Below are 14,475 nucleotides of genomic sequence, written 5' to 3'. Positions count from 1 at the left end.
TTACGAACGTTTTGGGCCGCGCTGGCGTGATCCGCCAGTCTCCCCACCTGAAAATCTCAAAACCGTCATCAGCGGTTCGCTGGCAAACCTCGCGTTCGAAGTGGATGCAGATCCACGGGGCTCGAGCGGGAAAATGACTCCACCAGTGAAATGCGTATCAGGTTTTTAGGAGCGCTGTAATGCCTGACATCTATCACTTTTTCCAACAGCTGGTTAATGGTCTGACCATTGGCAGCACGTATGCCCTGATCGCCATCGGCTATACGATGGTTTACGGCATCATTGGAATGATCAACTTCGCCCACGGCGAGGTGTACATGATTGGTTCCTACGTGGCGTTCATCGCCATCGCGGGCCTGTCCATGATGGGACTCGACAGCGTTCCGCTGTTGATGACTGCCGCTTTCCTCGCGACCATCGTCGTGACCAGTGCCTACGGCTACAGCATCGAACGGATTGCCTACCGCCCCTTGCGCGGCAGCAACCGTCTGATTCCGCTGATTTCCGCCATCGGCATGTCGATCTTCCTGCAGAACACGGTTCTGCTGGCGCAAGACTCCAAGGACAAATCCATCCCCAACCTGATCCCCGGCAACTTTGCCATCGGGCCAGGTGGTGCACATGAAGTGCTGATTTCCTACATGCAAATCGTGGTGTTCGTGGTGACGTTCATCGCCATGCTCGGCCTGACGCTGTTCATCTCCCGCTCTCGCCTGGGTCGCGCCTGCCGTGCCTGTGCCGAAGACATCAAGATGGCCAACCTGCTGGGTATCAACACCAACAACATCATCGCCCTGACCTTCGTCATCGGTGCTGCACTGGCGGCCATCGCGGCTGTGCTGCTGAGCATGCAATACGGTGTGATCAACCCGAACGCCGGTTTCCTCGTCGGCCTCAAGGCCTTCACCGCAGCGGTATTGGGCGGTATCGGCAGCATTCCCGGCGCCATGCTCGGCGGGATTGTGCTGGGGGTAGCGGAAGCCTTTGGTGCCGACATTTTCGGCGACCAGTACAAGGACGTCGTGGCTTTCGGTCTATTGGTTCTGGTGTTGTTGTTCCGGCCAACCGGCCTGTTGGGCCGTCCGGAGGTTGAAAAAGTATGACTAGGAATCTTAGACAGGCGTTGTTCAGCGCACTGTTAGTTTGGGCTGTGGCGTATCCGGTACTCGGGCTGAAGTTGACCATCGTCGGCATCAACCTGGAAGTCCATGGCACCAGCACCACCACGCTGATCACCATTGCCCTGTGCTCGGTACTGATGTTCCTGCGAGTGTTGTTCGACAAGTCGATCAGCGCGGCATGGAAATCCTCGCCGAACATGCCGGTGATGCCGGCCAAGGCCAGTAATTTCCTGACCCTGCCGACCACCCAACGCTGGATCATCATTGCGCTGATCATCGGTGCGCTGGTCTGGCCGTTCTTCGGCTCGCGCGGTGCGGTGGATATTGCAACGCTGGTGCTGATCTACGTGATGCTGGGCCTGGGCCTGAACATCGTGGTCGGCCTGGCCGGCCTGCTCGACCTGGGTTATGTCGGTTTCTATGCCGTCGGTGCCTACAGTTATGCGTTGCTGTCGCACTACTACGGTCTGAGCTTCTGGATCTGCCTGCCGATTGCCGGCCTGATGGCGGCCACGTTCGGTTTCCTGCTGGGCTTCCCGGTGTTGCGTTTGCGTGGTGACTACCTGGCCATCGTGACCCTGGGCTTCGGTGAAATCATCCGGCTGTTCCTGCGTAACCTGACCGACCTCACCGGTGGCCCGAACGGCATCAGCAACATTCCCAAGCCAACACTTTTCGGACTGACCTTCGATAAAACGGCCGCAGAGGGATTGCAGACCTTCCACGAGTACTTCGGTCTGACATACAACCCGGTGAACAAGGTGATCTTCCTTTACCTGATCGCGGTGTTGTTGTCGCTGTTCGCCCTGTTCGTCATCAATCGCTTGCTGCGCATGCCTCTGGGCCGTGCCTGGGAAGCACTGCGTGAAGACGAAATCGCCTGCCGGGCGCTGGGGCTGAACCCGACGGCGATCAAGCTTTCTGCGTTCACCCTGGGTGCCTGCTTCGCCGGTTTCGCCGGCAGCTTCTTCGCTGCGCGTCAGGGCCTGGTGACACCGGAGTCCTTCACCTTCATCGAGTCGGCGACCATCCTCGCCATCGTGGTGCTGGGCGGCATGGGTTCGCAACTGGGCGTCGTACTCGCCGCCACGGTGATGATCCTGCTGCCGGAAATGATGCGTGAGTTCAGTGAATACCGCATGTTGATGTTCGGCGCCTTGATGGTGCTGATGATGATCTGGCGCCCTCAAGGCCTGCTGCCCATGCAACGTCCTCACATGGAGCTGCGCAAATGAGCCGCGAGATCCTGAAAGTAGAAAACCTGAGCATGCGCTTCGGCGGCTTGCTGGCGGTCAACGGCGTGGCCCTGACCGTGAAGGAAAAACAGGTCGTGGCATTGATCGGCCCCAACGGCGCCGGCAAGACCACGGTGTTCAACTGCCTGACCGGCTTCTACAAGCCGAGCGGCGGTAGCATCCTGCTGGACGGCGAGCCGATCGAAGGCCTGCCGGGCCACAAGATCGCCCTCAAAGGCGTGGTGCGCACCTTCCAGAACGTGCGGTTGTTCAAGGACATGACCGCGGTCGAGAACCTCTTGATCGCCCAGCACCGTCATTTGAACACCAACTTCCTGGCCGGCCTGTTCAAGACGCCGGGCTTTCGCAAAAGCGAACGCGAAGCCATGGAATTCGCCGAGTACTGGCTGGAGAAGGTCAACCTCAAGGCCTTCGCCAACCGCCCGGCCGGTACCCTGGCTTACGGTCAGCAACGTCGTCTGGAAATCGCTCGCTGCATGATGACCCGTCCGCGGATCCTCATGCTCGACGAACCGGCTGCCGGCCTGAACCCGAAGGAAACCGAAGACCTCAAGGCGCTGATCAGCGTGCTGCGTGAAGAGCACAACGTCACTGTGCTGTTGATCGAACACGACATGAAACTGGTCATGAGCATTTCCGACCACATCGTCGTGATCAACCAGGGCACGCCTCTGGCCAACGGCACACCGGATCAGATCCGCGACAATCCCGAAGTGATCAAAGCCTACCTGGGGGAAGCGTAAATGCTGCAATTCGAAAACGTTTCCACCTTCTACGGCAAGATCCAGGCCCTGCACAGCGTCAACGTCGAAGTCCGTCAGGGCGAAATCGTGACGTTGATCGGCGCCAACGGTGCCGGCAAGTCGACCCTGCTGATGACGCTTTGCGGTTCGCCGCAAGCCCACAGCGGCAGCATCCGCTACATGGGTGAGGAACTGGTCGGCCAGAGCTCGTCGCAGATCATGCGCAAAAGCATCGCCGTGGTCCCGGAAGGTCGTCGGGTGTTCTCCCGCCTGACCGTGGAAGAAAACCTCGCCATGGGCGGTTTTTTCACCGACAAGGGCGACTATCAGGAACAGATGGACAAGGTTCTCGGACTTTTCCCACGCCTGAAAGAACGCTTCGCCCAACGCGGCGGCACCATGTCCGGTGGCGAACAGCAAATGCTCGCCATCGGCCGTGCGCTGATGAGCAAACCCAAGCTGCTGTTGCTCGACGAACCCTCGTTGGGTCTGGCGCCGATCATCATCCAGCAGATCTTCGACATCATCGAACAGCTGCGCAAAGACGGTGTGACAGTGTTCCTGGTTGAGCAGAACGCCAACCAGGCACTGAAAATTGCCGACCGTGCGTACGTTCTGGAGAACGGCCGGGTGGTGATGCAAGGCACGGGTGAAGCCCTGCTGACCGATCCGAAAGTGCGTGAAGCGTACCTCGGCGGTTAAGCCATTGCGGTAAACAGAAAACGGCCTTCGGGCCGTTTTTTTGTGCCTGCCATTTACATTGCAGACAATGCATCCCTGTAGGAGCCGAGCTTGCTCGCGATAGCGGTGGATCAGACAACAGTGATGTCGAATGACAAACCGCTATCGCGAGCAAGCTCGGCTCCTACAAGGGGTTGATGGTGTTTTGAGGTTTTTTTAAAAATTTTGGGCGCGGCTGTAACGCATCGCCATGACCTTTCTCTAGTGGGGTAAGCAAGCACAAACGCGTTCTTGCCAATCCTCAAAAACCGGAGAAACACCATGACTGCTACCACCCGCACCCTGTCCGCCACCGCCCTGGTTCTGGCCCTCGGTTCTGCTTTGAGCATGGCCGCTGTTTCCACCGCCCACGCCGCCGACGACATGGAAAAATGCTTCGGCGTTGCCATGAAAGGCCATAACGATTGCGCAGCAGGCGCTGGCACCACGTGCGCCGGCACCTCGAAAACCGACTTCCAGACTAATGCCTGGAAACTGGTCCCTAAAGGCACCTGCGCGACGACTGCAAGCGAGACCTCGCCGACCGGTTTCGGTCAGATGGAAGCCTACAAAGCTAAAGCCAAAGCCTGATCTGAACCCCGCCTGAGTGTCGACCATGAACGCTTCAACGTTCGGGCTCCCGCCCCGCGCCGGGCTGGGGCTCAAGACCGAGCACTTCCGTGAAGTGCTCGGTTCACACCCGGACATCGGTTTTTTCGAAGTCCACGCCGAAAACTACATGGTGGCCGGCGGCCCGTTTCATCACTTCCTGGGTTTGATTCGCGAGCAATACCCGCTGTCATTGCATGGCGTAGGCTTGTCGATCGGTGCTGAAGGTCCGCTGGACACTCAGCACCTCAAGCGCCTCGCCGCACTGATTGAGCGCTATCAACCCCACTCTTTTTCCGAACACCTGGCCTGGTCCAGTCATGGCCCGGCGTTTTTGAATGACCTGTTGCCTCTGGCCTATGACAACGCAACGCTAGACCGCGTCTGCGAACACATCGACCAGGTGCAGAGCACCCTGAAACGCCCGATGTTGCTGGAGAATCCGGCCACTTACCTGGCGTTCGAGCGTTCGACCATCGATGAAGCCGACTTCATCGGCGAAGTCATCCACCGCACGGGCTGCGGGCTGTTGCTGGACGTGAACAATGTCTACGTGTCGTGCATCAATCATCGTCGCGACCCTTTGGCCTACCTCAACGCCCTGCCCCTTCAAAGCATCGGCGAGATTCACCTGGCCGGGTTTGCCGAAGACACCGACAGCCTCGGTGACCGCCTGCTGATAGATGATCACGGCGCCCCCATCGATAACGCCGTCTGGTCGCTGTACCGGCACGTGCTGGAGCGAACAGGCCCGATAGCCACCCTGATCGAACGCGACAATCAGCTGCCGGCCTTCAGCGTCTTGCACGCCGAGGCGCGTCAGGCCGATGAGCTCTTGCTGTGTGCCGGGGGTCGACCATGAGCACTCAAGCCGCATTTGCCGCCGCCCTGCTTGATCGCCAATTGACGTGCCCCGAGGGCTTGTTCAGCGTCAACGGTGCCGATCCCGCCAGCCGTTTCGCGGTGTATCGCAACAATGTGCAGAGCTCGCTGATCAACGCCTTGGCGCACAGCTACCCCGTAGTGGCGCAATTGGTCGGCGATGAATTCTTCCGCGCCATGGCCGGGATCTATTTGCTCGGCAATGCGCCCCGAAGCCCGCTGATAAAGGATTACGGCGACGATTTTGCGGACTTCGTCGAAGGCTTCGAACCGGCGGCCAGCCTGCCCTATCTGGCCGATGTCGCGCGATTGGAACGCTTGCGCACTGTCGCTTACCACGCCGCCGACGCTCAACCGCTGAGCCACCAACAGATCGGCGCAGCACTCGCCAATCCGCAAGCCCTGGTCGAATTGACTGTCGAATTTCATCCCTCCTTGCACCTGTTGACGTCAGCCTTTGCCGTGGTTTCGATCTGGGCGGCACATCAGCAAGACGCAACGCTGGCGGGGATCGATCTGAACGTTGGGCAACACACGCTGATCGTGCGCAACGAACTGGACGTGGAAGTCTTTGCCATCGACCCCGGCGCCAGCGCTTTCATCCAGAACCTGCAAAACGGCCAGCCCCTGATTCAGGCCGTGGAGTCCGCTCCCGCGTTCGACCTCAACCAGACCCTGAGCCTGTTGATCACCCACAACGTCATTACTCACCTTCATCACAACAAGGTAACGCCATGAACACTCAGAACCCGATCAGCCGCGCCATTGCGCTGCTGGAAATGATTCCACAGAGCCTGATCGCCTTCATTGCGCGGTTCTCCATCGCGGCGGTGTTCTGGAAGTCCGGGCAAACCAAGGTCGAAGGCCTGGCCATCGACTTGATCGATGGCACGTTCGAGATCAGTTGGCCACGCCTGGCCGACTCAACCATTCCATTATTCAAGAGTGAGTACCCCGTGCCGCTGCTCTCGCCCGAGGTCGCGGCACACATGGCGGCGTTCGCCGAACACTTCTTCCCGGCCCTGATTCTGATTGGCTTCGCCACGCGATTTTCGGCGCTGGCGTTGCTGGGCATGACCCTGACTATTCAACTGTTTGTGTACCCGGATGCTTACCCGACGCACGGCACCTGGGCGGCAGTGCTGCTGTATCTGATGGCAACCGGGCCGGGTAAATTGTCGATCGATCATCTGATCGCCCGGCGCTACTCCCGCTAACTCAGATCCCCTGTAGCAGCTGCCGAAGGCTGCGTTCGAACGCGAAGCGGTCGCAAAACCTGCAAACGCGGTTTACGTGTCAGACCACGGTGACTGACTTCACGACTGCTTCGCAGTCGAACGCAGCCTCGCAAGCTCGACAGCTGCTACAAAGGCCGTGCGAGGCTAAGCCGATCCAGCGCTTCGCCGCTGCGCTTGAACCAGCCGATCAGGTAATCCGCCAGCACTTGAGTACGTTTTGGCAGCCCGCCCTGATACGGGTGAACCAGGTACATCGGCATACGCCGCGTCTGATAATCGCGCAGGAGCCAGCGCAAACGCCCGTCAGCCAATTCCGCCTGCAACAAGTAGGACGGCAAGCGGGCGATACCGGCGCCGGCCAGTGCCGCTTTCTTCAGCAAGCTGTAGTGATTGCTGGCAAACGGCCCCGACACCCGCACCCGCAACAGTTCGTGTTGCTGGTGATACAACCATTCTTCGCGACCGCTGTAATGGCTGTTGAGCAGGCAACGATGTTCGGCCAAGGCCTGGGGCGTTTGTGGCTCTCCATACTGTTCAAGATACGCCGGGCTGGCACAGGTCATTTCGTGCCAGGCCAGTAGCGGCCGGGCCACCAGACGCTCGTCGTTACCCACCTCGGAGCGAATCGCCAGGTCGAAACCATCCCGGGACAAGTCGTGAAACTGGTTGTTCAGATCAAGCTCGATCTGCACGTCAGGGTACTTGCCGGAGAACTCCAGCAATAAGCCATCGAAGAACGTTTCTCCCAGCGATACCGGCACCGTCATACGCACCGGCCCCGCCATATCGTCCTTCAACCGTGCCAATGCCTGACGCGCCCTCTCCACTTGTACGACCAGCGCCTGAGCTTGCGGCAACAGCGCCGCCCCCGCTGCTGTCAGGCTCAAACGTCGAGTGGTGCGTTGCAACAGCACCACCGAAAACCGCGTCTCCAACAGGCTGATGCGCTTGGATAATTGGCCCTTGCTGCAACCCAGTTGCTGCGCCGCCAACGTGAAACTCCCGGCTTCAATCAATACCGCAAACGCCGCCAGATCATCCATCTCACTCATGGATTGTTTCCATTTGAAAACCAAAGGTTGCCTATTAGTGCGCTTATCAACGAAAAAAACCACTCTAGACTGAGACCTCATTCAACCCATCGAGGAACAGCATGATGAAAATTCTATTGATCGGCGCAGGCGGCACCATCGGCTCGGCAGTCGACAAGGAACTGTCCCAGCGTCACGAGATCATTCGTATCGGTCGCAACAGTGGCGACTTTCAGGTGGACATCAGCGACAGCGCCTCGATCCGCAAGCTGTTCGAACAGACCGGCAGGTTCGATGCCCTGATCTGCGCCGCCGGCAACGTTACGTTCGCACCGTTGAACGACATGACCGAAGAAAGCTTCGCGCTGGGCCTGAAAGACAAACTGATGGGCCAGGTCAATTTGGTGCTGATCGGCCGTGAGTTCGCCAACGATGGCGCCTCGTTCACCTTGACCACCGGCGTGCTCAGCCACGACCCGATTTACAGCGGCGCCTCGGCGGCGCTGGTCAACGGCGCGCTGGACAGCTTCGTCCGCGCCGCCGCCATCGAACTGCCCCGCGGCCTGCGCGTGAACTCGATCAGCCCGAATGTGCTGGTGGAAGCCATGGGCAAATACGCGCCTTACTTCCGTGGTTTCAAACCGGTTCCTGCAGCCGATGTGGCATTGTCTTACGCCAAAAGCGTGGAAGGCTTGCAGACAGGTCAGACTTTTCACGTCGGCTGAGCCGGTTCAGGCTCAATCAACTAACGTGGGCAAGAGGTCTTTGGCGATGGCTGTCGGGATGGACACTCTGAACTGCGAGCCCAAGACCGATTGCACTGTCGCCGTAGAAACCTTCCAACCATTGATCAATAGCGTCAATTTCTGGCCTATCGACTCACGGGTAATACGCTGCATACGCTCAGTTGCTTCAGGACTGAGCGTGACATTCATTTCAAATTCTGAATGAAGTCTGTCGTTGTCCTTCAATAACAACTCCATTCGAGTGAAGTCGGTTGCCGAAGACAAATTGATCTCGGCAGCCTGAGTGCCCGTGGCCCCCGTCATCACAATTAAAAACAACCAGAACTTCCAGCCCATTGTGTTCTTCATATCCGCTCCCTGTAAAAACGTGGCAGCTTACCTTTGGCACTCTGATACTCGGCATCGAAATCATTCACAAGATGTTGCCGGAAATCACCCTCTACTTTGTCTGAGAACAACTCCAGCCTTGTGATGAACGGTCAGGCTGAGTAACGTGACGGCACTTGTCTGGAGAGCCAAAGATGCGTGTTGCCCGTTCCTTAGTCCTTGTTGCCCTGCTGCCGCTGTTTGCCGCCTGTCAGTTGTTTGATGGCCCGCGTGAAAGCGCCTCCCACGTGGGCCAGACCCGCATGCAGGGCCAGTTGACGGCGGCGGGCGGCAACTTGCTGTTCCAGCCATGCAATGAACAGCGCAGTTATGTGGTCAACGACACCGGCGGCACCAGCGTTCTGCAACAGGCCGCGTCCCTGGCTGATAAACAGGGCAAGTTGTTCGCCGATGTGCGTGGGCGCATTGTGGCCAGTGGTGCCGAGAGTCGCCTCGATCTGGAACAGCTCTACCGCGTCGAGCGCTCGGGCACGGCGTGTGACGATCCCAATTTCAAACTGCTGATTTTGCGCGCAGCCGGCCACTCGCCAGAGTGGAGCGTCAAAGTCAGCGGCAAAGGCATGGTGATTGATCGCGCCGGTCAACCGCCTCTGGCCCTACCGTACGTGGAAGAACAACTGGGCGATGGCCGTTTCAACCTCGGCACCGAAGCCAATAACCAGCACATCGAACTGTGGGTCACGCCGCAACGTTGCGTCGACAGCACCACCGGCAGCGTCCAGCACATGAGCGCAGAACTGCGCATCAATGGTCAGGTCCAGCGCGGTTGCGCGTATTTCGGCGGTTCGCGTAACGACTGATCGTTTAAGCCTCACGGGAATCTCCTTTGGGGCTTATAATCACCGGTTTCAAACGCCTTGGCGCAGTTGTGCGCCCCGCGAACCGGGTCCTGCCATGTTACGAATCACCGAACTCAAGTTGCCGATCGACCATCCCGAAGAAGACCTGCGCCCTGCCATCGTGCAGCGCCTGGGCATCGCCAGTGATGACCTGCTCGATTTCACCTTGTTCAAGCGCAGCTACGATGCGCGAAAAAAGTCCTCCGAACTGTGCTTCATCTACACCATCGACCTCACCGCCAAGGATGAGGCGACACTGCTGCACAGGTTCGCCGATGACCGTAACGTCAACGTGGCGCCGGATGTCAGTTACAAAGTGGTCGGCCAGGCACCGGCCGATTTGCAGCAACGCCCCGTGGTTGTGGGTTTCGGGCCGTGCGGGATTTTCGCCGGGCTGTTGCTCGCGCAAATGGGCTTCAAGCCGATCATCCTCGAACGTGGCACCGAAGTGCGCCAGCGCACCAAGGACACTTGGGGCCTGTGGCGTAAAAGCGTGCTCAACCCTGAATCCAACGTCCAGTTCGGTGAAGGCGGCGCAGGGACGTTCTCCGACGGCAAGCTCTACAGCCAAATCAAAGACCCGAAATTCATCGGCCGTAAAGTGCTGCACGAGTTCGTCAAGGCCGGCGCCCCGGAAGAGATTCTCTACGTCAGCAAGCCACACATCGGTACGTTCCGTCTGACTGGCGTAGTGGAAAACATGCGTGAGCAGATTCGCGCACTGGGCGGCGAAGTCCGCTTCCAGCAACGTGTCACCGATGTGTTGATCGAGGATGGCCAACTGGTCGGCGTCGAGCTAAATGGCGGCGAGAAGATCCACTCCAAACACGTGATTCTGGCCCTCGGCCACAGCGCCCGGGACACCTTCCGCATGCTCCAYGGCCGTGGCGTGTTCATGGAAGCCAAGCCGTTCTCGGTGGGTTTCCGCATTGAACACCCGCAGTCGCTGATTGACCGCGCGCGGTTGGGCAAGTATGCCGGCCACCCGAAACTCGGGGCTGCCGACTACAAACTGGTGCACCACGCCAAGAACGGCCGCTCGGTCTACAGCTTCTGCATGTGCCCGGGCGGCACCGTGGTCGCGGCGACGTCCGAGCCCAATCGCGTGGTCACCAATGGCATGAGCCAGTACTCGCGTAACGAGYGCAATGCCAACTCCGGGATCGTCGTCGGCATTACCCCGGAAGTTGATTATCCGGGCGGCCCGCTGGCCGGTATCGAGTTGCAGGAACGCCTGGAATCCCACGCTTTTGTGCTGGGCGGCAGCAACTACGAAGCACCGGCGCAACTGGTCGGCGACTTTATCGCCGGCAAGCCGTCCACCGAACTGGGCAGTGTCGAACCCTCCTACAAGCCAGGCGTTGCCCTGGGTGATTTGGCCCTGGCCTTGCCGGAATTCGCCATCGAGGCGATTCGTGAGGCGTTGCCAGCGTTCGAGAAGCAGATCCGCGGTTACTCGCTGCATGACGCCGTATTGACCGGGATCGAGACACGCACCTCGTCACCGTTGCGCATTACCCGTAACGAATCGATGCAGAGCCTGAACGTGAAGGGCTTATTTCCGGCGGGTGAAGGCGCGGGTTATGCGGGCGGGATTCTGTCGGCGGGTGTGGACGGTATTCGGATTGCCGAAGCTGTGGCCCGCGACATCCTGGGCCTTGAGGCCTGACATAATTCTTTGCCACAACACAAGACCTGTGGGAGCCGGGCTTGCCCGCGATGGCGGCAGATCAGTCAACATCTTTGTTGAATCTGAATCCGCCATCGCGGGCAAGCCCTGCTCCCACAGGGATCTTCAGTGTTTGAAAGATCTCAGATATTGGCGCGCAACACGCTGGCCGGCAGCGGCTCACCGCGCTCGACACTCGCCGCCACAGTAGCCATCAAGCCACTCAACTCATACCCCTGGCCCTTGAGCCAATCCTGATCGTAATAGGTGGTGGCATAACGCTCGCCACCATCGCACAGAATCGCCACGATCGATCCCGACTCCCCCGCCGCGACCATCTGCTGCGCCGCCATCAGGGCGCCGATCAGATTGGTCCCGCTCGATCCGCCAACCCGTCGCCCCAGGCGCTGTGCCAGGTAGTGCATGGCCGCCAGCGACAACGCGTCCGGCACTTTGACCATGGCATCAATCACCTTGGGCAGGAACGACGCTTCCACCCGAGGCCGGCCGATGCCTTCGATCCGCGAACCGCACTCCAGGCGCAGGCTGGCATCACCCGTCTGGTAGTAATCGAAGAACACCGAACGCTCGGCATCGGCGCACAGCACGCGGGTGCAATGCTGGCGATAACGCACGTAACGACCCAGCGTTGCGGTTGTACCCCCCGTGCCAGGGCTGGAAATCAGCCAGCTCGGCTCGGGGTGCTGCTCGAAACGCATCTGGTGGAAGATCGATTCCGCAATGTTGTTGTTCGCTCGCCAGTCAGTGGCGCGTTCGGCGTAGGTGAACTGGTCGATGAAATGACCATCATGCTCTCGCGCCAGCCGTTCGGACTCGGCGTAGATCTGAGTCGGGTCGTCGACCAGATGACTCTTGCCGCCATAGAAAGCAATTTGCGCGATTTTTTCCTTGGAGGTGGTCGCCGGCATCACCGCAATGAACGGCAGTCCCAGCAAACTGGCGAAATACGCCTCGGAAATTGCCGTCGAACCGCTGGACGCCTCGATCACCGGTGCACCGGGCTTGAGCCAGCCGTTACACAGCGCATACAGAAACAGCGAGCGCGCCAGGCGATGTTTCAGGCTGCCGGTGGGGTGGCTGGATTCATCCTTGAAATACAGTTCGATGCCCGGAAAACCCGGCAGCGGCAAGGGGATCAGGTGGGTATCGGCGCTGCGCTGGAAGTCCGCTTCAATGATCCGGATAGCTTCGCGGGCCCACTGTCGATTGTCGCTCATGATGGTTTTCTCGTGGAGTCAGGCAAAAGTCGGCCTTTGCGTAAGGCCTATCCCTCGAAGCTTAGGAAAAAACCTACATCACGCACAGGTACAGCTGAGGCCCAATACGGCCGACAACTGCTAGGCTCAAGTCCGGCCCCGTCCTCCACCTTGTTACGCCATATAACAAAAAAGAATATAACTTTTGTTTTAACAACTAACAGTACGGGTTAGGGTGTGCCACCTTTTGAATTCATCGATGGAGAGCGACCTTGCCTCTGCGTAGCACTTTCACGCGTTTCTTTCAGTTGGAAGCTGCCAGCGGTCTGTTACTGATCGCCGCGGCAGCCCTGGCTTTAATCATCAACAACTCGTCCCTGTCGTGGCTCTATAGCGGGCTGCTGGACACCCCTGTCGTCGCTCAGATCGGCGCACTGAAAATCGCCAAACCGTTGCTGCTGTGGATCAACGACGGCCTGATGGCGATGTTCTTTCTGCTGATCGGCCTGGAAGTCAAACGCGAAGTCCTCGACGGCCAGTTGTCGCAGCCCTCGCAAATCGTCCTGCCGGGCGCCGCTGCCATTGGCGGGATGGTCGTGCCGGCGCTGGTCTACTGGTTCTTGAACCGTGACGACCCGACCGCCTTGGGCGGCTGGGCCATCCCGATGGCCACCGACATTGCCTTTGCCCTCGGCGTGCTCGCCTTGCTGGGCAAGCGGGTACCGGTGTCGCTGAAGTTGTTCCTGATGACCCTGGCGATCATTGACGACCTGGGCGCGATCATCGTCATCGCCATCTTCTATTCTGGCACGCTGTCGACGCTGTCCCTGGCACTGGCTGCCGCCTGCATCATCGCGTTGATCACCATGAACCGACTCGGTGTGGTGAAGCTCGGGCCGTACATGATCATCGGTTTGATTCTCTGGGTCTGTGTGCTCAAGAGCGGCGTCCACGCAACACTCGCCGGTGTGACGTTGGCGTTCTGTATTCCGCTGCGCACCAAAAACGCCGAGCCTTCACCGCTGCTGACCCTTGAACACGCCCTGCACCCGTGGGTGGCTTACGGCATCCTGCCGCTGTTCGCCTTCGCCAACGCCGGCTTGTCCCTGAGCGGCATCACCGTTGAAAGCTTTACCCACCATGTGCCGATGGGCATCGCGATTGGCCTGTTGCTGGGTAAAACGGTGGGCGTTTTCGGCCTGACCTGGCTGGCCGTGAAAATCGGCATTGCCACCCTGCCCCAAGGTGCGAACTGGGGCCAGGTGCTGGGTGTGGCGATGCTCTGCGGGATTGGTTTCACCATGAGTCTGTTTGTCGGTTCCCTGGCATTCGAACCAGGCGTCAGTGACTACGCCGGGATGGACCGGATGGGCATCTTGACCGGCTCGATTCTGGCCGCACTGATCGGATACGCGGTGACGGCAATGGCCAGTCGCAAGAGCGCCGTTCTGCAATCCTGAGATAGCGAACAGTCTTAGCGACATTCAGGACTCGTCCTACAGCCACGATTAACCTCCTTCGTTAACGTCGTACAGCTCCTATTTCGGGAGCTGTCGACGGACGAACGCAAGGAAGATCAGTGGCTGGCAACAAGGAAGTTCCCAGGGTTAAAAACCCACCCTCCGGTGACGGTCATCACGTCACCCACCGCTTCATGACGGCCACTGAACTGGCCGAGCGGGATGCACGACAATCCGCTTACGACGCCATGCTCGCCCGCCAGCAAGCCTTTGAAGATCGCCTTCAAGGCTCGGCGAAAAAGGACGAAACCGTTCGCGCCGGATGCGTCTTCGCCAAGTCCTGCAACTTGCCGGACGCCATCATCGACTACTCGAATCCCTCGGGCGTCGTCCCCACCGACAGCCTCAAGGATTACGGTGAAATCGCCTGGCTTGGCGCTCGTGACGTAGGCGATGCCGGGCTACTGAATCTCGAAACCATCAGTGGCAGTACCCTCTCACTCGGCATTGGCCGGCTCGCCCTTGGCGCCCCCATTCTTGCTACTCCGGTCCTGGGC

15 protein-coding genes and 1 pseudogene are annotated in these 14,475 nt (G+C 59.2%); 13 read left to right on the top strand and 3 right to left on the bottom strand.

Annotated elements, in window-relative coordinates; genetic code table 11:
• Nucleotides 1-179 precede the first annotated feature (179 nt).
• The 8 genes from livH (at nucleotide 180) to AC1D2P_RS11140 (ending at nucleotide 6,548) form a co-directional block, all read left to right on the top strand.
• A complete protein-coding gene (livH, locus tag AC1D2P_RS11175; protein WP_109788036.1) occupies nucleotides 180-1,103 on the top strand; it encodes a high-affinity branched-chain amino acid ABC transporter permease LivH in 924 nt (307 codons plus the stop codon).
• The gene (locus AC1D2P_RS11170) at nucleotides 1,100-2,356 is read left to right on the top strand and encodes a high-affinity branched-chain amino acid ABC transporter permease LivM (protein ID WP_046029359.1); all 1,257 of its coding nucleotides are present in this window, start codon (nucleotides 1,100-1,102) and stop codon (nucleotides 2,354-2,356) included. The genes livH and AC1D2P_RS11170 overlap by 4 nt, the downstream gene beginning before the upstream one ends.
• On the top strand, nucleotides 2,353-3,120 hold the full coding sequence (gene livG, locus AC1D2P_RS11165; protein ID WP_046029357.1) for a high-affinity branched-chain amino acid ABC transporter ATP-binding protein LivG: 768 nt from the start codon (nucleotides 2,353-2,355) through the stop codon (nucleotides 3,118-3,120). Before AC1D2P_RS11170 ends, livG begins: the two co-directional genes overlap by 4 nt.
• Nucleotides 3,121-3,822 carry an ABC transporter ATP-binding protein gene (locus tag AC1D2P_RS11160; RefSeq protein ID WP_007947260.1) on the top strand — a complete coding sequence of 234 codons (702 nt, stop codon included), beginning with the start codon at nucleotides 3,121-3,123 and terminating at the stop codon, nucleotides 3,820-3,822.
• A 300-nt stretch (nucleotides 3,823-4,122) separates the two neighbouring features.
• Complete coding sequence (locus AC1D2P_RS11155; RefSeq protein WP_077430767.1) at nucleotides 4,123-4,431, top strand: BufA1 family periplasmic bufferin-type metallophore; 309 nt, start codon at nucleotides 4,123-4,125, stop codon at nucleotides 4,429-4,431.
• 25 nt (nucleotides 4,432-4,456) lie between these two features.
• Nucleotides 4,457-5,311, top strand: a complete 855-nt coding sequence (gene bufB / locus AC1D2P_RS11150; protein ID WP_477758352.1) for an MNIO family bufferin maturase — start codon at nucleotides 4,457-4,459, stop codon at nucleotides 5,309-5,311.
• Complete coding sequence (locus AC1D2P_RS11145; protein ID WP_046029351.1) at nucleotides 5,308-6,069, top strand: HvfC/BufC N-terminal domain-containing protein; 762 nt, start codon at nucleotides 5,308-5,310, stop codon at nucleotides 6,067-6,069. The genes bufB and AC1D2P_RS11145 overlap by 4 nt, the downstream gene beginning before the upstream one ends.
• On the top strand, nucleotides 6,066-6,548 hold the full coding sequence (locus AC1D2P_RS11140) for a DoxX family protein (RefSeq protein ID WP_046029349.1): 483 nt from the start codon (nucleotides 6,066-6,068) through the stop codon (nucleotides 6,546-6,548). The genes AC1D2P_RS11145 and AC1D2P_RS11140 overlap by 4 nt, the downstream gene beginning before the upstream one ends.
• A 146-nt stretch (nucleotides 6,549-6,694) precedes the next feature.
• Here AC1D2P_RS11140 and AC1D2P_RS11135 read toward each other — a convergent pair whose 3' ends face one another.
• Nucleotides 6,695-7,621, bottom strand: a complete 927-nt coding sequence (locus tag AC1D2P_RS11135) for a LysR family transcriptional regulator (protein ID WP_109788033.1) — start codon at nucleotides 7,619-7,621, stop codon at nucleotides 6,695-6,697.
• 104 nt (nucleotides 7,622-7,725) lie between these two features.
• On the opposite strand from AC1D2P_RS11135, the gene AC1D2P_RS11130 reads away from it, so the two are divergent.
• Nucleotides 7,726-8,325, top strand: coding sequence for a short chain dehydrogenase (locus AC1D2P_RS11130; protein ID WP_109788032.1), 600 nt, complete (start codon nucleotides 7,726-7,728; stop codon nucleotides 8,323-8,325).
• 12 nt (nucleotides 8,326-8,337) lie between these two features.
• On the opposite strand, the gene AC1D2P_RS11125 is transcribed toward AC1D2P_RS11130, so the two are convergent.
• The gene (locus tag AC1D2P_RS11125) at nucleotides 8,338-8,694 is read right to left on the bottom strand and encodes a SecDF P1 head subdomain-containing protein (protein ID WP_477758351.1); all 357 of its coding nucleotides are present in this window, start codon (nucleotides 8,692-8,694) and stop codon (nucleotides 8,338-8,340) included.
• A gap of 173 nt (nucleotides 8,695-8,867) precedes the next feature.
• On the opposite strand from AC1D2P_RS11125, the gene AC1D2P_RS11120 reads away from it, so the two are divergent.
• Together AC1D2P_RS11120 and AC1D2P_RS11115 are read left to right on the top strand one after the other, a co-directional pair.
• Complete coding sequence (locus AC1D2P_RS11120; RefSeq protein WP_109788030.1) at nucleotides 8,868-9,533, top strand: COG3650 family protein; 666 nt, start codon at nucleotides 8,868-8,870, stop codon at nucleotides 9,531-9,533.
• A 94-nt stretch (nucleotides 9,534-9,627) separates the two neighbouring features.
• Entirely contained in the window at nucleotides 9,628-11,241 is a 1,614-nt protein-coding gene (locus AC1D2P_RS11115; protein ID WP_477811426.1) for an NAD(P)/FAD-dependent oxidoreductase, read from the top strand.
• 143 nt (nucleotides 11,242-11,384) lie between these two features.
• Here AC1D2P_RS11115 and AC1D2P_RS11110 read toward each other — a convergent pair whose 3' ends face one another.
• Nucleotides 11,385-12,482: a PLP-dependent cysteine synthase family protein gene (locus tag AC1D2P_RS11110; protein WP_175649017.1), complete on the bottom strand. Its 1,098-nt coding sequence runs from the start codon at nucleotides 12,480-12,482 to the stop codon at nucleotides 11,385-11,387.
• Nucleotides 12,483-12,730: 248 nt separating this feature from the next.
• Here AC1D2P_RS11110 and nhaA point away from each other — a divergent pair, with 248 nt between their 5' ends.
• Both nhaA and AC1D2P_RS11100 read left to right on the top strand, forming a co-directional pair.
• On the top strand, nucleotides 12,731-13,918 hold the full coding sequence (nhaA, locus tag AC1D2P_RS11105; protein ID WP_223523919.1) for a Na+/H+ antiporter NhaA: 1,188 nt from the start codon (nucleotides 12,731-12,733) through the stop codon (nucleotides 13,916-13,918).
• Between the two features lie 119 nt (nucleotides 13,919-14,037).
• Nucleotides 14,038-14,475: pseudogene (locus AC1D2P_RS11100) on the top strand (toxin); the annotation flags it as partial.

This window comes from Pseudomonas sp. P1_F1_2 (genome assembly GCF_056405815.1).
The sequence above is the reverse complement of the archived record's forward strand: the minus strand, read 5'-3'. Positions and strand labels throughout refer to the sequence as shown.